The 17,800-nt window shown below is 64.4% G+C and carries 21 protein-coding genes; 11 read left to right on the forward strand and 10 right to left on the reverse strand.

Translation table 11 applies throughout. From position 1 onward, the window contains the following. Positions 1 to 27: 27 nt before the first annotated feature. Both ACT53K_RS14835 and leuC read right to left on the reverse strand, forming a co-directional pair. Complete coding sequence (locus ACT53K_RS14835; protein WP_476229485.1) at positions 28 to 168, reverse strand: hypothetical protein; 141 nt, start codon at positions 166 to 168, stop codon at positions 28 to 30. 17 nt (positions 169 to 185) lie between these two features. Continuing rightward, positions 186 to 1,628 carry a 3-isopropylmalate dehydratase large subunit gene (leuC, locus tag ACT53K_RS14840; protein WP_476229486.1) on the reverse strand — a complete coding sequence of 481 codons (1,443 nt, stop codon included), beginning with the start codon at positions 1,626 to 1,628 and terminating at the stop codon, positions 186 to 188. A 352-nt stretch (positions 1,629 to 1,980) separates the two neighbouring features. Between leuC and ACT53K_RS14845 the strand changes: the two genes are divergently transcribed. Next, positions 1,981 to 2,373 carry a hypothetical protein gene (locus ACT53K_RS14845; RefSeq protein ID WP_476229487.1) on the forward strand — a complete coding sequence of 131 codons (393 nt, stop codon included), beginning with the start codon at positions 1,981 to 1,983 and terminating at the stop codon, positions 2,371 to 2,373. Positions 2,374 to 4,118: 1,745 nt separating this feature from the next. After that, positions 4,119 to 4,439, forward strand: coding sequence for a hypothetical protein (locus ACT53K_RS14850; RefSeq protein WP_476229488.1), 321 nt, complete (start codon positions 4,119 to 4,121; stop codon positions 4,437 to 4,439). Positions 4,440 to 4,447: 8 nt separating this feature from the next. Here the strand turns inward: ACT53K_RS14850 and ACT53K_RS14855 are convergent, their stop codons facing one another. From ACT53K_RS14855 to ACT53K_RS14870, 4 genes are all read right to left on the reverse strand, one after another. Beyond that, the gene (locus tag ACT53K_RS14855; RefSeq protein WP_476229489.1) at positions 4,448 to 5,413 is read right to left on the reverse strand and encodes a bile acid:sodium symporter family protein; all 966 of its coding nucleotides are present in this window, start codon (positions 5,411 to 5,413) and stop codon (positions 4,448 to 4,450) included. A 76-nt stretch (positions 5,414 to 5,489) separates the two neighbouring features. Then, positions 5,490 to 6,164 carry a ferritin-like domain-containing protein gene (locus tag ACT53K_RS14860; RefSeq protein WP_476229490.1) on the reverse strand — a complete coding sequence of 225 codons (675 nt, stop codon included), beginning with the start codon at positions 6,162 to 6,164 and terminating at the stop codon, positions 5,490 to 5,492. 75 nt (positions 6,165 to 6,239) lie between these two features. Continuing rightward, positions 6,240 to 6,890, reverse strand: a complete 651-nt coding sequence (locus ACT53K_RS14865; protein WP_476229491.1) for a CoA transferase subunit B — start codon at positions 6,888 to 6,890, stop codon at positions 6,240 to 6,242. Continuing rightward, positions 6,890 to 7,612 (reverse strand): CoA transferase subunit A, encoded by a 723-nt coding sequence (locus ACT53K_RS14870; RefSeq protein ID WP_476229492.1) that lies wholly within the window; start codon positions 7,610 to 7,612, stop codon positions 6,890 to 6,892. The genes ACT53K_RS14865 and ACT53K_RS14870 overlap by 1 nt, the downstream gene beginning before the upstream one ends. 478 nt (positions 7,613 to 8,090) lie before the next feature. Between ACT53K_RS14870 and ACT53K_RS14875 the strand changes: the two genes are divergently transcribed. From ACT53K_RS14875 to ACT53K_RS14885, 3 genes are all read left to right on the forward strand, one after another. Continuing rightward, positions 8,091 to 8,801: a glycoside hydrolase family 25 protein gene (locus ACT53K_RS14875; RefSeq protein WP_476229493.1), complete on the forward strand. Its 711-nt coding sequence runs from the start codon at positions 8,091 to 8,093 to the stop codon at positions 8,799 to 8,801. Positions 8,802 to 8,846: 45 nt separating this feature from the next. Then, positions 8,847 to 10,502, forward strand: coding sequence for a thiamine pyrophosphate-binding protein (locus ACT53K_RS14880; RefSeq protein ID WP_476229494.1), 1,656 nt, complete (start codon positions 8,847 to 8,849; stop codon positions 10,500 to 10,502). 64 nt (positions 10,503 to 10,566) lie between these two features. Continuing rightward, entirely contained in the window at positions 10,567 to 10,812 is a 246-nt protein-coding gene (locus ACT53K_RS14885) for a hypothetical protein (protein ID WP_476229495.1), read from the forward strand. Between the two features lie 56 nt (positions 10,813 to 10,868). On the opposite strand, the gene ACT53K_RS14890 is transcribed toward ACT53K_RS14885, so the two are convergent. After that, positions 10,869 to 11,039, reverse strand: coding sequence for a CsbD family protein (locus tag ACT53K_RS14890; protein WP_476229496.1), 171 nt, complete (start codon positions 11,037 to 11,039; stop codon positions 10,869 to 10,871). A 92-nt stretch (positions 11,040 to 11,131) separates the two neighbouring features. On the opposite strand from ACT53K_RS14890, the gene ACT53K_RS14895 reads away from it, so the two are divergent. After that, positions 11,132 to 11,722, forward strand: a complete 591-nt coding sequence (locus ACT53K_RS14895) for a class I SAM-dependent methyltransferase (protein WP_476229497.1) — start codon at positions 11,132 to 11,134, stop codon at positions 11,720 to 11,722. Between the two features lie 4 nt (positions 11,723 to 11,726). Here the strand turns inward: ACT53K_RS14895 and ACT53K_RS14900 are convergent, their stop codons facing one another. Together ACT53K_RS14900 and thiS are read right to left on the reverse strand one after the other, a co-directional pair. Next, positions 11,727 to 12,500 (reverse strand): alpha/beta hydrolase, encoded by a 774-nt coding sequence (locus ACT53K_RS14900; RefSeq protein ID WP_476229498.1) that lies wholly within the window; start codon positions 12,498 to 12,500, stop codon positions 11,727 to 11,729. Then, a complete protein-coding gene (gene thiS / locus ACT53K_RS14905) occupies positions 12,500 to 13,504 on the reverse strand; it encodes a sulfur carrier protein ThiS (protein ID WP_476229499.1) in 1,005 nt (334 codons plus the stop codon). Before thiS ends, ACT53K_RS14900 begins: the two co-directional genes overlap by 1 nt. A gap of 79 nt (positions 13,505 to 13,583) precedes the next feature. On the opposite strand from thiS, the gene aroQ reads away from it, so the two are divergent. The 4 genes from aroQ to arsC are packed head-to-tail and all read left to right on the forward strand — an operon-like array spanning position 13,584 to position 16,251. Next, positions 13,584 to 14,018, forward strand: a complete 435-nt coding sequence (gene aroQ / locus ACT53K_RS14910; protein ID WP_476229500.1) for a type II 3-dehydroquinate dehydratase — start codon at positions 13,584 to 13,586, stop codon at positions 14,016 to 14,018. A 43-nt stretch (positions 14,019 to 14,061) separates the two neighbouring features. Further along, positions 14,062 to 14,544 (forward strand): acetyl-CoA carboxylase biotin carboxyl carrier protein, encoded by a 483-nt coding sequence (gene accB, locus ACT53K_RS14915; protein ID WP_476229501.1) that lies wholly within the window; start codon positions 14,062 to 14,064, stop codon positions 14,542 to 14,544. Between the two features lie 10 nt (positions 14,545 to 14,554). Continuing rightward, complete coding sequence (accC, locus tag ACT53K_RS14920) at positions 14,555 to 15,919, forward strand: acetyl-CoA carboxylase biotin carboxylase subunit (protein ID WP_476229502.1); 1,365 nt, start codon at positions 14,555 to 14,557, stop codon at positions 15,917 to 15,919. Further along, positions 15,916 to 16,251 carry an arsenate reductase (glutaredoxin) gene (arsC, locus tag ACT53K_RS14925; protein WP_476229503.1) on the forward strand — a complete coding sequence of 112 codons (336 nt, stop codon included), beginning with the start codon at positions 15,916 to 15,918 and terminating at the stop codon, positions 16,249 to 16,251. Before accC ends, arsC begins: the two co-directional genes overlap by 4 nt. Before the next feature lie 157 nt (positions 16,252 to 16,408). On the opposite strand, the gene ACT53K_RS14930 is transcribed toward arsC, so the two are convergent. Further along, entirely contained in the window at positions 16,409 to 17,263 is an 855-nt protein-coding gene (locus ACT53K_RS14930) for an SDR family oxidoreductase (protein ID WP_476229504.1), read from the reverse strand. A gap of 144 nt (positions 17,264 to 17,407) precedes the next feature. On the opposite strand from ACT53K_RS14930, the gene ACT53K_RS14935 reads away from it, so the two are divergent. Further along, the gene (locus tag ACT53K_RS14935) at positions 17,408 to 17,770 is read left to right on the forward strand and encodes a winged helix-turn-helix transcriptional regulator (RefSeq protein WP_476229505.1); all 363 of its coding nucleotides are present in this window, start codon (positions 17,408 to 17,410) and stop codon (positions 17,768 to 17,770) included. Positions 17,771 to 17,800: the final 30 nt, after the last annotated feature.

A 17,800-nucleotide genomic window follows, 5' to 3' on the forward strand; every position in this document is an offset into this window, starting at 1 on the left:
CCCTCAACTCTTTCTGGCCGCCGCGGCTCAGCGCGGTGCGGCGACAACCCGTTCCGCCGGCGCCGGCGGCTTCAGCGATGCTTCCGCCCGGGGATAGGCCCCCGCATAGGCGGCGGCGAGGCCGCTCAGCACCGTTCCGGCAATCAACGCGACAAGCGCCCTTTTCATGGCGTTATCCCCTTTGGTCACGCATAGTTCGCCATCAACTCGCGAACATCGGTCAGGTGCCCGGTCACTGCCGCAGCCGCCGCCATCGCGGGCGAGACGAGGTGCGTGCGCGCACCCGGGCCCTGACGTCCTACGAAATTGCGATTCGAAGTGGAAGCACAACGTTCTCCGGCCGGAACCTTGTCCGGATTCATCGCCAGACACATCGAACAGCCCGGCTCGCGCCACTCGAAGCCCGCCTCGGTGAAGATGCGGTCCAGCCCTTCCGCCTCGGCCTGCCGCTTCACCAGCCCCGAGCCCGGCACGATCAGCGCCTGGCGGATGCGGTCGGCAACCTTGCGCCCCTGCACCACGGCGGCTGCGGCGCGCAGATCCTCGATCCGGCTGTTGGTGCACGAGCCGATAAAGACATGCTCGATCGCAATGTCCTGCATCGCCATGCCCGGCGTCAGGCCCATATAGTCGAGCGAGCGCTGCGCCGCCGCGCGCTTCGACGGATCGGCGAAGCTTTCCGGATCGGGCACCACGCCGGTGATCGGCACGACATCCTCGGGGCTGGTGCCCCAGGTGAGCGAGGGCGCGATGTCACTGGCATCCAGCTTCACCACCTTGTCGTAAACAGCGCCCTTGTCGGTCGGCAGCGTTTGCCAATAGGCGACCGCACGGTCCCACGCCTCGCCGGTGGGCGCGAGCGGGCGGCCCTTCAGATAGTCGAACGTCTTCTGGTCCGGCGCGATCAGGCCCGATCGGGCGCCCCCCTCGATCGACATGTTGGAAACGGTCAGCCGCCCCTCGATCGACAGGTCGCGGATCACCTCGCCGGTGAATTCGATGACATAGCCGGTGCCGCCTGCCGCACCGATCTTGCCGATGATCGCCAGCACCACATCCTTGGCGCTGACGCCGTGGCCCAGCGTGCCGTCGACGCGGACTTCCATCGTCTTCGACTGTTTGAGCAACAGCGTCTGCGTGGCGAGCACATGCTCGACCTCGCTGGTGCCGATGCCGAACGCCAGCGCCCCCAGCGCGCCATGCGCAGAGGTATGGCTGTCGCCGCACACCAGTGTCGAACCCGGCAGCGTAAAGCCCTGCTCCGGCCCGACGACATGGACGATCCCCTGCCGCGCATCGAGCGCGTCGATATAGGGCACGCCGAACTCGGCGACGTTGCTACGCAGCGCCGAAAGCTGCCCCGCGCTGGCCGGATCGGCGATCGGCAGCATGTGGCCCTGCGCGTCGACGCGCGCCGTGGTCGGCAGGTTGTGATCGGGCACCGCCAGCGTCAGGTCGGGGCGCCGCACCGGCCGCCCGGCCGCGCGCAGGCCGGCAAAGGCCTGCGGGCTGGTCACTTCATGGACGAGGTGCCGGTCGATATAGATCAGGCAGGTGCCATCGTCCCGGCGCTCGACGACATGGTCGGCCCAGATCTTTTCATACAGGGTGCGGGGTTCACCAGACATGGCGGTGCTTTAGTCGAATCGTGCGCCGATGCAAGGTTTGGAGTAATTTTCTGCCCTCCCTTGCCGCCCGCCGGCCGAGGGGCAATGGCATGCGCCTCCCTTTGTCCTCCGCGCGAAGGCGGGGATCGATTGGCGCTGAAATGACGGTTCTTTCTTCCAGTGCCGAGGATGATGGATTCCCGCCTTCGCGGGAATGACGTTGGTTTGCGGCGCCGCTTTCCCTCCCGGTAAGCGTCCGGTGGCGGCCGTCGGCCGAAAAATTGAGCGTCGGCTCCCGCCCACAAGCGGACGGGCGCGGCCCTCGCTTCAGTTCCTGATTGCGGACGTTGGCCGGACAGTGCAGCCTTGCGGTATGCAGTATGGTTCGATCGTTGCATTCTTATCGGGCGCACTTTCTCCGGAGAGCCTTGCCGAAGAGATCGGACCGGAGGTCGCGCGCTTTAGAGCAGCCTTGAGGGCAAGTGCGGAGGGTCGTATTCAGGTTACTGACGGACCACTCTTTCTGGTCACGAGGGAAGGCGCCCGGCGCTTGCTTGAGGCGGTGGCCGACGAGCGGTTGCCGTTTGACGCAGCGAATTACCTCGCGGACTGCATCGTCATGAACGACGACTTTGAATTTGCAGATGAAGCTGTGAGGGACGCGATCTTCTTCATCGAGGACGATACTGGGCGGCACGCGACGGGCGAAGATGATTGGCGGCCTACACGGGCGGAGACGTTGGCCGCTTTGGCGCGCCTCGATTGAACGCAGCATTTTCTGGTCCGCTGCCTAAAGCCGCCGGTACGCTTTCCACCCAATTGCCGCCTTGGTGGCTCCCGCTCAACCTTGGCCGTTCAGATCCTAGACTTGCGATCCCAAAAGCTGCCGATTGCTGAGCGGGTCAGTCCCGATTTCTCATGCTCGAGGCGCAATTTCGGGAACGGGCAATGGGGAACATATTTTGGGAAAGCTAGTGGAGGCAACGACGTAAGAGCCGAACGCCGGGGTGCCAGTCTCAAAAAGGTTCGTTTGTAGGAAAGCAGCTAGCCCGCTATCGTGGCTGCAATATCGAACAGAATTTGGGGAAATGCATGGTAGTCAATGCTCTGCTTGCAATCTTGTCAGCGGCAGCAGCCAACGCCTATCCGCAGCCCACATCGTGTACGCCACAGCAAATCGTCGCCTCGGGTAAGGTGTCAGAGCTAAGCCCCGATAGCTCTACGTTAGGATTGGAACTTCTGGCAACTGGCCTCCGGATTACAGATGCCGACGAGGTTTCATGGACTAGCTGCCCCACCACGCTGCAAGCAAGGGTGTATGGTGGGTGGGGAATCACGGATACTGGCATCCTTGTGATACCAAGCGAGCAGCATCTGATTACCCGTAACGATGCTATCTCTGCGCCAGAGGCGGAGCCACCGCATCCCACAGTCCCAAACGCAACCTTTCTAAGCTCAACGGGCCTTGCGATTGGGGATCAGCGAGCAGGGCTTTGGTTGCGATCAGATGGGTCGGCCTTAATTGCCCGCTACCATCCCGGCCAAGCAGATCATCCAATGCCAATACTGGTATCAAAAGCTCCCGTACTAGGAATATTCTACCTTGGTGCCCCTGACTCTCCGGGTGGGGCCTTTCAGATTTGGCAACGCTTCCCGATGGGTAAATATCACTACATTCATGTAGTATGGAGCGAGGAAGGCGTTCGCTAGCGACGCACTTCCATTCCCGATCAACGATCGTTTTCGGGACGGCAGCTATCGCCTGCGCCCTCCCAAAAGCGCTTATGTCCGCTTCCCACCACCTTCGGTCATTCGCTGGAGGAGGCTTCCTCAAATCCACTGGAGTGGCGGCCCTCGGCGCGACCTATCGAATGAACGGCGGAGGGTGGGCGGGAGCCGACGCTCAATTTTTCGGCCGACGGCCGCCACCGGACGCTTACGAGCAACCCCAACGATGGTATCCCCCGGTACATCGCATTGTGCCAGCACCGCGGCGCGCTCCGCGTCTGAATAGCGTCGCCGGCGCTCCGCGCGGGTGATAACCTCCATTCGCGCCATCCGCACTCTCCTTAAGGCGTGCCAAAGGACACTCCTGAGTGCGCCTCGGGTCGCGCAGCAGAAGTTGCCACGCAATACGGGTCAGAGCAGACGCTTACCCCTCCCGCCCATATGCGATCGCCCCCCTTGTCGCAGCGCGATTGTTCCCCATATGTTCAAATCGCTGCCCGGTGCGGGCGCCGCTCTTTGCACCTGTAGAAACCACAGGCCGGGCTTTGCGCGTGCGCGCGATGCCCTAAACTTCCTGAACTTCACACCCCCCGCACATGCGCGCGTGAGCCTAAACTTCCTAAACTTCACGCCCCCCGCACATGCGCGCGTGAGCCTAAACTTCCTAAACTTCGCCGGGCGCACAGCGCCTTCTCCACGCCCCGCGCCGGAAGCTTTTGCCAGTCGGCAGTGCAAGGGATATAAGCCACTTACCGCTGGGGATTGACAATCGGGAGCGGAGACATGGGCGACATGGTTATCGTGGCGTATCGGCCGAAGCCCGGCCAGGACGAAGCCCTGCTGGCACTGACGAAGACGCATGTGCCGGAATTGCGCGAACTCGGGCTGGCGACCGACCGGCCGGCACTGGCGATGCGATCGAAGGAAGGCGTGATCGTCGAAGTCTTCGAATGGCGCGACGGCGCGATCGAGACGGCGCACAGCAACCCGGTGGTACTCGCCATGTGGGAACGCTATGCCGCGGTGTGCGACTATGTGCCGCTGCACCAGCTTCCCGAAGCGCAGGACATGTTCGCCCAGTTCGCGCCGATCGACCTGGACTGAACGCGCGCCTAGTTCGCCCGCCGGGCATAGTGCCGCGCGAGCACCGCGCAGGCGAACAACTGGAGCTGGTGAAAGATCATCAACGGCAGCACGATCAGGCTGACGCCGGCGCCGGGGAACAGGATCGTCGCCATCGGGATGCCGCTCGCCATGCTCTTCTTCGAGCCGCAGAATACGATGGCGATCTCGTCCTCGGTCGAAAAGCCCAGCCGGCGACTGACCAGCGTGGTCGCCACCAGGACGATGGCGAGGATCGCGGCGTTGAAGCCGAGCACCAGCGCCAGATCGGCCAGCGACACCTTGGTCCACACGCCGGCGACCATGCCCGCGCTGAACGCGGCGTAGACGACGAGCAGGATCGATCCGCGATCGACCGTCATCGTCAGCACGCGGTGCTTGAGGATGAACCGGCCGACCCAGGGCCGCACCGCCTGCCCCGCCGCGAACGGCAGCAGGATCTGCGCGGCGATCGTCTCGAGTGCGTGCAGCGAGAAGCCCGCACCGCTGGTGCGCGGCAGCACCAGCGCGACCAGCAACGGCGTCACCAGCACGCCGACCAGGTTCGAGAGCGAGGCGCTGCACAGCGCGGCGGGCACATTGCCCCGGGCGATCGAGGTAAAGGCGATCGACGACTGGACGGTCGAGGGCAGCAGCGACAGGAACAGCAGGCCGGTGGCAATGCCGCCGGGCAGCACATGCCCCGCCACCGCAAAGGCGCCGAGCCCGACCAGCGGGAAGAACAGGAAGGTGCTGAGGAACACCAGCGATTGCAACCGCCAGTTGGTGAGGCCTGCCCAGATCGCCGAAGGCGCCAGCCGGGCGCCATAGAGGAAGAACAGCAGCGCGACGGCGACGGTGACCGCCTCATCCGCCACATCCGCCCAGCCGCCGCGCGCCGGGAACAGCGCGGCCAGGCCGACGGTACCGAGCAGCATCAGCAGATAGGGGTCGATCCAGCGACGAAGGGCTTCCATGGCGATACTCGAACAAGGGCAATGCGGGGGAGCCCATGCGCGCCCCTGCCCGATCGCGCAAGTATCTGGCGGGCGCTCAGGCGGCGATGGGCGCCACCGGATCGTGCCGCTCGCCGGCATCGGCCCAGTCGGTGCGGCGCCGCATGAAGGGGTTCAGGAACAGGATCGGCAGCTTCACGAACAGCAGCTCGGAATGGATGAAGCTGTCGATCGCATGTTCCCACCAGCGCGGCGCCCGCTTGCCCTGGGCGCGCAGCCAGCCGTCATAAGGTGCCCAGTGGCTCGGCTCGTCCTTCTCGATCACTTCGAAGATGCGGGTGAGCGCCTTGTCGGCCAGCACTGCCTTGTGGCGCAGCAGGATGTGCACCTGCTGATAGCCGCGCTGCTCGGTGAGCGAGATGACGCGGCACAGCTTTTCGAACTGCGCATCGTCGTCGATCACCGCCTGGGTATCGAGCGCGTCGATGGTGCGGCGGAACATGATCTCGACGAAGCGGTCGATATGACCACAGGTACGGTCGACCGCGAGCGGCATCCGCCCCTGAAGCTGGAACCAGCGCTTGAACATCTGGTAATGTTTGCGCTCGTCGGCGCGGTGCTTTTCGATCGCGGCGATCAGCGCGTGATCGTCCGGCGCCCGCACCCGCACCGCCTGCAGCACCCGGTCGATGCTCGTATAGCCGCGATGCTCGTTATAGATGTAGATCGAGCCCAGCAGGTCGAGATAGCGGCGGCGGTACCAGGCGAACATGGCCGGGACGCTAGGCGCCGGCAAGGCGCGAGGCAATGGGGCTGCCCCCTCCCGATTTCGGAGGGGGCGTCGCCTTCACGCCGTGGCCAGCGCGACCGTATAGTGCGCCGTGGTCTTCGCCGCGACTTCCTCCACCGTCACGCCCGGCGCCAGCTCGATCAGCCGGAACGGCGAGGCATGATCGGCACGGCTGAACACCGCCAGGTCGGTGATGATCATGTCGACGACGTTCTTCCCCGTCAGCGGCAGCGTGCATTCAGGAATGAACTTCGGGCTGCCGTCCTTGGCGGTGTGCTCCATGACGACGATGATCTTCTTGACGCCGGCGACCAGGTCCATCGCCCCGCCCATGCCCTTGATCATCTTGCCGGGGATCATCCAGTTGGCGATGTCGCCGCCTTCGCTGACTTCCATCGCGCCGAGCACGGTCAGGTCGATATGCCCGCCGCGGATCATCGCGAAGCTGTCGGCCGAGCTGAAATAGACCGAGCTGGGCAGCTCGCTGATCGTCTGCTTGCCGGCGTTGATCAGGTCGGGGTCTTCCTCGCCCTCATACGGGAACGGCCCGATGCCGAGCATGCCGTTTTCCGACTGGAGCGTTACTTCCACGCCCGCCGGAATATGGTTCGCCACCAGCGTGGGGATGCCAATGCCCAGATTGACGTAGAAGCCGTCGTGCAGCTCCTTTGCGGCGCGCGCCGCCATGTCGTCGCGGGTCCAGGCCATTATCGCTTCTCCTGCGGGTCCGCCTCACGCGGACGGGTGGTGCGGAACTCGATCTTCTTGTCGTAGGGTGCGCCGACAATCATCCGCTTCACATAGATGCCGGGCAGATGGATCTGGTCGGGATCGAGGCTGCCGACCGGCACCACTTCCTCCACCTCAGCGACACAGATGCGGCCCGCGGTAGCCATCGGCTGGTTGAAGTTGCGCGCGGTCTTGCGGAAAATGAGGTTGCCGGCCTCGTCCGCTTTCCAACCCTTGATGATCGACAGGTCGGCGCGGATGCCGCGCTCGAGGATATATTCCTCACCGTCGAACAGCTTCACTTCCTTGCCCTCGGCGACTTTCGTGCCAACGCCGGTCTTGGTGTAGAAGCCGGGGATGCCCGCGCCACCAGCCCTGCAGCGCTCGGCAAGCGTACCCTGCGGGCAGAATTCGACTTCCAGTTCGCCAGAGAGATACTGCCGTTCGAATTCCTTGTTCTCGCCGACATAGGAGGAGATCATCTTCTTGACCTGGCGACTGCGCAGCAGCTTGCCGAGCCCCTCATTGTCGATGCCGGCGTTGTTCGACGCGATGGTGAGGTCCTTGACCCCCGCAGCCTGGATCGCGTCGATCAGCCGTTCCGGGATACCGCACAGGCCAAAGCCGCCGGCGCACAGCGTCATGCCGTCGAACAGCAGCCCTTCCAGCGCTGCATGGGCGTTGGTGTAGAGCTTGTCCATCGACGATTCCTCCTCATTCCTGCGGCGCGGATAATACCGGGCAGGAGTGTGGGTCAAGCGAACCTGAACCGACTTTCAACTATCTCTGCGAACGCCTCCCGCCCTTCCCATACCGGGCTCGATGGATGGAGCCCAATCCCTCGCATCGCCCACAGGACTGGGACAACCTCGGGTGGAAGGATACAGGGCGAATACACCTCCGAATCCAAGCGACTTGGCATATGGCTTGCGAAGCAACGCTGCGGGCCAGCCGCATATCGATGCACTATCCGGTCCGTTTCGGGCGGGTCGCATTGCAATGTTTCAATTGTGGCAGAATGCTTCCCTTTGGCAGCGATTCATCTTGTTTCGTTCCGATACTGGAGTCGGCGATGAACCAGAACTATTGCTTTATCCGGCGGGCAGGGTTGCTTCTGTGTAGCCCGGCTTCACAATTCTTTACGGAACGCACGGGCCCGACAGCGGGGAGGCGCACGCAATGACGGCCGGCACCTCCGTCCCGACAACGGGAAGCCCTCCCACGTTCGTCGAGACGACGGCGCAGACCCTTGGGTCGGCGTCATCCGTTTCGCTGCCGGCTGTGCCGCCCGTCGTTGACCTGTACCATGGCGATCAGGTCGTCAGCTTCGCCGATGCGCGAGCGGCCGGGGTGTACGGCGTGATTCACAAGGCAACCACCGGGGCTACAGGCAGCGATTCGCTATATTCCGAACGGCGCGCCGCAGCGACAGCGGCGGGGTTGCTATGGGGCGCCTATCACTGGGGAACTTCCCGGCCGGTCGCCGATCAAGTGGACAATTTCCTGGCGGTCGCAAAGCCGGATGAGCAGACGCTGGTTGCGCTGGATTATGAAACTGATCCTGGTAACCAGATGACGCTGGACGGCGCGCGGGAATTCCTGCGCCTGCTAGGCCAGAAACTGGGGCGGCGACCGGTGCTATATTCGGGTGCGCTCATCAAGGAGCAGCTGGGAAATCAGGTCGACCCGTTCCTGGGCCAGCACCGGCTATGGCTTGCGCAATATGGCAGCACCGCCACCGTGCAGGCGAGCTGGGCGACCTGGTGGCTTTGGCAATATTCGGACGGTGCGGCACAGGTGCCGGGCATTCCGGGCGATAGCACAGGGCATATCGATCGCAACCAGTTCGCCGGAACGATGGAGCAGCTGGCAGCACAATGGGCCTGCTAGTTCGGCGCTCGACTTGACGGCGCTGGGGCGGCTATGTCCCGGGCCATGACTGCGAAACGCACCGGGGGCCGGATCCTCGTCGACAATCTGGTGGCACAGGGCTGCGACCGGATTTTCCATGTCCCGGGCGAGAGCTTCCTCGCCGTGCTCGACGCGCTGCACGACACACCCGAAATCGATGTGGTGACGTGCCGGCAAGAAGGCGGTGTCGGCTTCATGGCGTGTGCCGACGGCGCCATGACCGGTCGGCCAGGCGTCGCCTTCGTCACGCGCGGACCGGGCGCCACCAATGCCAGCATCGGCGTGCATGTCGCCATGCAGGACTCGCAGCCGATGCTGCTCTTCATCGGCGATGTCGACCGGGCGATGCGCGATCGCGAAGGCTTTCAGGAAGTCGACTTCCCGGCGATGTTCGCACCGCTCGCCAAATGGGCGACGCGGATCGAGGATGCCCGCCGCATCCCCGAATATGTCGCCCGCGCCTGGAGCGTCGCTACCTCGGGACGCCCCGGCCCGGTGGTGATCGCGCTGCCGGAAGACATGCTCTGCGACGAGGTAGAAGCGGTGGACCGCCCTGCCATTGTACCACCGATTCAAGCGCCCGACGGCTATGATCTCGATCTGGTTTTCGAGCAGCTCGCTCGCGCCGAACGGCCAGTGGCGATCGTCGGCGGCGCCGGGTGGGACGCAGAGACAGGCGAAGACTTCCTGCGTTTTGCCGAGTCGATCGCGCTTCCGGTCGCCGGCGCCTTTCGCCGTCAGGATTCGATTCCCAATAACTCCCCCGTCTGGGCGGGCAATCTGGGCTACGGCCCGAGCCCCAAGCTGGTCGCGCGGATAAAGGAAGCGGACCTGTTGTTGGTCGTCGGCGCGCGGATGGGAGAGGCAACTACAGACGGCTACACGCTCGTCACGCCGGACCACCCCGGCCAGACGCTGATCCACGTCCATCCCGATCCCGAGGAACTCAACCGCACCTATCGTGCAGACCTGCCGATCTGTGCACGACCGTTCGAATTCGCCGTCGCGATCGCCGCGGCAGCCGCCGAAGTGGAATTGCCCCGCTTCGCCGCGGCTGAGGCACATGCGGAATGGCTGGAATGGTCAACGCCCCGCCCCCGCGAAGGCGTGCCGCTCGATCTCGGCCAGTGCGTCGCGGCGATGCGCGAGGCGATGCCGACGGACACGATCATCTGCAATGGCGCGGGTAATTTCTCGGGCTGGTGGCACCGCTACTGGCCCTACGCCGCGCATCCGTCGCAGCTTGCCCCCACCGCGGGCGCAATGGGCTATGGCGTGCCCGCCGCGGTTGCAGCCGCACTGCGCTTTCCGGAACGAAAGGTCGTAGCCGTGGCGGGTGATGGCGACTTCCTGATGAATGGACAGGAACTCGCCACGGCCGTGCAGCACGACGCCGACATGCTGGTGATCGTCGTCGACAACAGCACTTATGGCACCATCCGGATGCACCAGGAGCGCGAATATCCGGCGCGGCTTTCGGGCACCACGCTCCGGAATCCCGACTTCGCGGCGCTGGCCCGCGCCTATGGCTGCTGGGCGGCAACCGTTGAGACGACCGAGACTTTCGCCCCCGCGCTGAACGCGGCCTTGGCAGAACCCGGCGTCAAGCTGCTGCACCTGAAGACGGACATCGAATTCATCACGCCCGCGACTACTGTGACGGCAATCCGCAACCGCTGATTTTGGCGCGTCCTACCCGTCCCTGTGCCGCTCTGCCCGCTATAATCAGGGAAAGGAGAGGCACGTGGGACAGCGTTGGCGTTCGGCGCATATCGGCAAGCAGGGCGATCGGTTCAAAGTCGACGGGCAGCCGGTTTGGCAACGCGAATGGCGCTGGATCGACAAGAAGACCGTGCGCCTGCCCGACCCGATCAACGGGGTCGACATCTATTCGTTCATGATTTGCGAAATCGGCAATCGAACCAATCCGAGCCGCTTCGCAGCCGCGCGGGTAGGGCCGGATATGTGGGCCTTCTACGTCGAAGACTGAAAGGGCCGCGCCCCTTGCGGAACGCGGCCCCAGCATTTCAGTAGCTTGGGAAGCGATCAGATGTCGTCCCCGAATGCGCCCTTTACCTTCCCGCCAAGCTGCTGCGCCTTGCCTTTCAGATCCTGGGCGGCGCCTTCATCGCGGGTTTCAGGATCGCGGCTCTGCTGCTTGGCCTTGCCAACCGCCTCGTTGATATTGCCTTTGATCTTGTCGACGAGTTCGCCCATGATTTCAAACTCCTAACAGAGCTGCGGCGGCGCGGTTTGCGTCCCTTCAGCTTCGATGGGATAACGATTGTTAGCGAAATAGGGTTCCCGCCATGCCCGATCGCATCGCCGACCATTACGAACGCCACGCCCGCACCTTTGACGCGGCGCGCAGCCGCGCTTTCGTGGAGAAAGGGTGGCTGGACCGGCTGCTGCTTGCGGTACCCCGTGGCGGCTCTGTCCTCGATCTGGGTTGTGGCGGTGGCGAGCCGATCGCCCGCTATCTGGTCGATCACGGGACAAAGGTGACGGGCGTCGATGCATCCGCATCGCTCATCGCGCTGGCGCGCACCCGCTTTCCCCGCCACCGCTGGATCCATGACGACATGCGCAAGGTGACGCTGGACGGTCCGTTCCATGCGGCACTCGCCTGGGACAGCTTCTTTCACCTGCCCGCCGGAGACCAGCCGGCTATGCTTGCCCGCATGGCGGGCTGGTTGGCGCCGGGCGGTTTGATGCTGTTCAATACCGGACCGGAGGCGGGACAGGCCATTGGCGAACAATTCGGAGAGCCCCTGTTTCACGCCAGTCTGGGCCCAGCCGACTATCGCACCACCTTTGCGGCAAACGGCCTTGTTGAAATCGCCTTCGCCCGAAACGACCGCACTACCGGCCGCGCCGTATGGCTCGCCCGCAAGCGTTGATCCGTCAGCCAGCCGCCGTCACGCTGTCGAGAAACGCGATCACCGCACGCCAGGCATAAAGCGCGCCTTGCGGGTTTTTTATGCGAAGGAGTGTCGACGATCCGTGCACGCCACCCAGCTTTGGCACGAACTGGACCTTGTCCTTGCCCGGCACGGCCGCAAGGATGGATCGCGCGGCGTCGATCTCCTTGCCGTCCTGAGCGGAGGTGACGAAAATCGGCATATGCAGCGTTGCCGCGGCGCGGTGCACGCTCTGCTTGTCATCGAAATATTCGTCCGGCGAAAAGGCCAGCACGGCCTTCACTTGCGGAGCATGTTCGGCCGCCAGCGGGAAGACCAAAGCCGCCGAATAGCTGCTGCCCCACAAGATCAGCGGCAGTTTCTGGCCCACACCCCACTGGAAGGCTGCCTCCAAATCCTGACTCGCCTCGACATAGCTGGCCGAATGGCCGAGTGCCTTCACCGTCTCGTTGAGGCCGAAAAGGTCGCCGCCGGCACGCTGGTCGATGCGCAGCGAGGAATAGCCTGCCTGGGCAAGTTGCGGCGCGATCAGCGAATATTCGTCCTTACCCGAACCTGCCTGATGAAAAAGCAAGATCAACGCCCGCGGGTTGGTCGCGCGTGTATAGACGCCGGCGATCTTCACGCCGTCGGAAGCCGTCAGCATTACCGACTCCGCCGAAATCGGGCCGGCGCTGCGGACCGGATCCGACTGTGGCCGGGGATGGCAAGCCACCACGCCCAGCAGCGCCACTGCCATGACGACGGCCCGCAACATCAGATCAACCCCGCCAGCGGGCTCGACGGATCGGCGTAGCGGCGCTTTGCCATGCGGCCCGCGCGATACGACATCCGCCCCGCCTCGACCGCAGCCTTCATCGCTGCCGCCATCAGCACCGGATCCTTGGCTTCTGCAATGGCGGTGTTCATCAGCACGCCGTCGCAGCCAAGTTCCATCGCCACCGCTGCGTCGGAGGCAGAGCCGACGCCGGCATCGACCAGCACTGGTACCTTGGCGCCCTCGACGATCAGGCGGATCGTCACCTGGTTCTGGATGCCCAGCCCCGACCCGATCGGCGCGCCCAGCGGCATGATCGCTACGGCCCCCGCATCTTCCAGTCGCTTGGCAGCGATGGGATCATCGACGCAATAAACCATCGGCTTGAAGCCTTCCTTGGCGAGGATTTCGGTGGCGCGCAGCGTTTCCACCATGTCGGGATAGAGCGTCCGCGCCTCGCCCAGCACTTCCAGCTTCACCAGTTCCCAGCCGCCCGCCTCGCGTGCCAGCCGCAGCGTGCGGATTGCCGAATCGGCATCGAAGCAGCCGGCGGTGTTGGGCAGATAGGTAATCTTCTTCGGATCGATATAGTCGGTGAGCATCGGCGCCTTCGGATCGCTGACGTTCACCCGGCGTACCGCAACCGTGACGATCTCGGCGCCCGACGCCGTGACGGCAGCCGCATTCTGCTCGAAATCCTTGTACTTGCCGGTACCGACAATCAGCCGCGAGCGAAAGGTCTTGCCCGCCACCGCCCAGCTATCGTCGGCGAGCGGCGCACCATGATCGCCGCCGCCCACGAAATGGACGATTTCCAGCTCGTCGCCGTCCTCGACCAGCACCTGTCCCAGTGTCGAACGTGGCACCACTTCGAGGTTACGTTCCACCGCCACCTTCTCGGGCACCAGCCCCAGTTCCTCGGCGAGCTGCGCGAGGGTGAGCCCGGCGGTGATCCGCTTGTGTTCGCCGTTGACCCGGATGGAGACGGTGCCGTCGCTGTGCATGAGGTGCCTTGGATTTGATTGGAGACGCTGGGTCATATAGGGAGGGCCACAACCAGCCCGCAACCGAAAGGCGCCAGCATTGGCCGATACGATCTTCGTCTTGAATGGTCCCAACCTCAATCTGCTGGGGCTGCGCGAGCCGGAAATCTATGGATCAGATACGCTCGACGACATCGCCGGGATGCTCGAGGATCGCGCACGCGAACTCGACCTGGAGATCAAGATGCGTCAGTCCAACCATGAAGGCCATCTGATCGACTGGCTGCACGAGGCCCAGGCGACCGGCGCGCGCGCCGTGATCCTCAATCCGGGCGGTTACACGCACACCTCGGTCGCGTTGCATGATGCCATCAAAAGCATCCGCACGCCGGTGATCGAGGTTCATTTGTCGAACCCGCATGCACGCGAATCCTTCCGCCACATCAGCTATGTAGGGCGTGCGGCGAAGGGCACGGTGGCCGGGTTCGGTTCGCTTTCCTACATTCTCGCGCTTGAAGCCGCCGCGCGTCTCTGACAGAGGGCGCCGTTTCATTTACGGAATTTCAAAGAAGGGTCGTATGGCCGAAGATACCAAGACGGGTGCAATGCAGGTCGATATCGAGCTGGTCCGCCAGCTCGCCGCCGTGCTCGATGACACCCAGTTGACCGAAATCGAAGTCGAGGACGGCGAACGCCGCGTCCGCGTTGCCCGCACCGTTACTTCGGCGCCGGCCGCTGTGCAGGTTGCCGCGCCGCAGTTCGCCGCCCCCGTGCCGGTCGCCGCGGCACCTGCCGCCGCTGCCGAAGCAGTTGCAGCGCCCAGCGCTGCCAACGCCGTCAAGTCGCCGATGGTCGGCACCGCGTACCTGAAGCCGAACCCGGAGGCGAAGCCCTTCGTCGCGGTGGGCCAGCAGGTCGCCGCGGGCGACACGCTGCTGATCATCGAGGCGATGAAGGTGATGAACCCGATTCACGCCCCCAGCGCCGGCACGGTCAAGGCGATCCTGGTCGACAACGGCCAGCCGGTCGAGTTCGACCAGCCGCTGGTCGTGGTCGAGTAACGGAACGCTCATGCCCGAGATCAAGAAGCTGCTGATCGCCAATCGCGGCGAGATCGCGTTGCGCATCCACCGCGCCTGCCACGAAATGGGCATCAAGACGGTGGCGGTGCATTCCACCGCCGACGCCGATGCGATGCATGTGCGGCTGGCAGACGAGGCGATTTGCATTGGGCCGCCGGCGGCTGCGGAGAGCTATCTCAACGTTCCGAACATCATCTCGGCTGCGGAGATTTCGGGCGCGGATGCGATCCATCCAGGCTATGGATTCCTGTCCGAAAACGCGCAGTTCGCCGAGATCGTCGAGGCGCACGGGCTGATCTTCGTCGGCCCCAAGCCCGAACATATCCGCACCATGGGCGACAAGATCGAGGCGAAGCGCACCGCCGGTGCGCTGGGGCTGCCGCTGGTGCCGGGCTCGGACGGCCCGATCAGCGACCTCGCCGAAGCCAAGGCGATCGCCGCCAAGGCCGGCTATCCGGTGATCATCAAGGCCGCTTCGGGCGGCGGTGGTCGCGGCATGAAGGTGTGCACCAGCGAGGACCAGCTCGAAACGCTGATGCAGCAGGCAGGCTCGGAAGCGAAGGCCGCGTTCGGCGACGCCACCGTCTATCTGGAAAAATATCTCGGCAACCCGCGCCACATCGAATTCCAGGTGTTCGGCGACGGCAACGGTAACGCGATCCACCTGGGCGAGCGTGACTGCTCGCTCCAGCGCCGCCACCAGAAGGTGCTCGAAGAGGCACTGTCGCCGGTCATCACCCCCGAGGAACGCGCACGCATGGGCGCGATCGTCGCCAAGGCGATGTCCGACATGGGCTATCGCGGTGCCGGCACGATCGAGTTCCTGTGGGAAAATGGCGAATTCTACTTCATCGAGATGAACACCCGCCTCCAGGTCGAGCATCCGGTGACCGAGATGATCACCGGCATGGACCTGGTCCGCGAACAGATCCGCGTTGCCGAAGGGCATGGCCTGTCAGTGCGCCAGGAGGATCTGGAGTTCCGCGGCCACGCGATCGAATGCCGCATCAACGCCGAGGATCCGCGGACCTTCGCGCCCTCGCCCGGCACGATCACCCACTTCCACGCACCGGGCGGCATGCACGTCCGCGTCGATAGCGGCATCTATTCGGGCTACCGGATCCCGCCTTACTACGACTCGATGATCGCCAAGCTGATCGTCTATGGCCGCACCCGCGAGGGCTGCATCCTGCGACTGAAGCGTGCCCTGGAAGAGTTCGTGGTCGACGGCATCAAGACGACGATCCCGCTCCACCAGGCATTGCTCGACGATCCCGAGTTCCAGAAGGGCGAATACACGATCAAGTGGCTCGAAGAGTGGCTGGCGAAGCAGGACGAGGCTGCGTCGGCGTGAAGGCCACGATCTACCACAACCCGCGCTGCTCCAAGTCGCGCGAAGCGCTGGCGATCCTGACGGACGCCGGCGCCGAGGTGGAGGTGATCGAATATCTGAAGACCCCGCCGAGCCGCGAGACGCTGGCGGACTTGTACCGTCGCGCCGGCATGACCGCGCGCGAAGGCCTGCGCATCGCCGAAGATGCTGCCAAGCCGCTGAAGGGCGCCGATGACGACGCCATCCTCGACGCAATGGTGGCGAATCCCATCCTGATCGAACGCCCGCTGGTAGTTACTGAGCGCGGCATAAGGCTGGGTCGGCCGCCCGAGAAGGTGCGGGAGATTTTGTAAGCGCCCCCTTTTCGGGCTACCCTCCCGCTTGCGGGAGGGGGCGGGGGAGGAGATGACATCGGCATTCCTGCCGCGGCGGCATCGCGAGCGACAACGCAGCCCCTCCCCTAGCCCCTCCCGCGAGCGGGAGGGGAACAAAACACAGGCCCCGCCTCCTTTACCCCTTCAACGCGGCCGCCAGCGTATCGCGCCACGGCGTAGTCGGGCGGCCGATCAGTTTCGACAGGGTACGGCTGTCATCAAACAACGCGCCTTCGGCAGTCCGCGCGTCGCAGTCGGCCAGCGTTGCGGCGAATGGCGCGGGAACGCCGGCGCCTTCCAGCGCCTTGGCATAGTCTGCCTCAGGCAAATTCTGATAGGCGATGGGCCTGCCCGCCAGTTCGGACAGCGCGACCGCCAGATCGGTGAGCGTGAAGGACGTATCGCCGGCCAGTTCGTACGCAACCGTGTCTGCCCCCGTCCCGGCCAGCACGACCGCCGCCGCTTCGGCATAGTCGGCGCGGGCTGCAGCCGAAATCCGCCCCTCTCCCGCGCTGCCCAGCAACACACCGTGCTCGATGGCGGGACCGGCGCTCATCAGATAATTCTCGGTGTACCAGCCATTGTGCAGCAGCGCGTGGGGTACGCCGCTCGCCGCCAGCAGATGCTCGGTCGCCTTATGCTCGGCGGCAAGCGACAGCGGCGAGTTCTGGCCGTGCAGAACGCTCGTATAAGCGAGGTACCCGACACCGGCGGCCTTGGCGGCGTCGATCACGGCGCGGTGCTGCGGGACGCGGCTGCCCACCGCATTTCCCGAAATCAGCAGCAGCCGCGCGACGCCGGCCAACGCCGGTGCCAACGTTTCCGGCGCATCATAGTCGAACGCACGCACCACCACGCCGCGGCTGGCAAAATCGGCGACGCTATCGGGGTTGCGCACCAGCGCCACGATCTGGTCGGGCGCGACCTTGCCCAACAGCGATTCGACGACAAGGCGGCCAAGCTGACCCGAAGCTCCGGTTACGGCGTACATGCGCTTTTTCCTTCCAAAGGCAGATTGCTGCGCATCAGCTAGAGGCGTAACTTACGAATCGTAAGTACGCACAGGAAGGTAAGTGTGGAAAATAATCCGCCCCCCGCAACCGCCACCCTCGCGCAGCTGTTGGCAAGCGGCCAAGTGTTCGCCCCTGCCTGCCCCTCGCGAACCGTGCTCAAGCGGATCACCAGTAGCTGGGGTCTGCTGGTGCTGGTCGCGCTGCAAGCCGAAACGCTGCGCTTCAGCAGCCTGCGGCGGCGGGTGAACGGCGTGAGCGAGCGCATGCTGGCACAGACGCTGCAACAGCTGGAGGCGATCAACCTCGTCGAGCGGCGCAGCTTCCCCGTCGTGCCGCCGCATGTCGAATATAGCCTGACGCCGCTGGGTCGCGAGGCGGCAGCGCGCGTCGAGGGGCTGGTCGACTGGATCGGACAAAGCCTGCCCGCCCTGCTGGGCGATGCGATGCCGGCAGCGACTGCCCTGCCCGACAGTTGCGTTGCGTGAAACCAGACCTGCGAAAAACCCGCATTGCCG

This window comes from Sphingomonas sp. DMC8 (assembly GCF_056314185.1).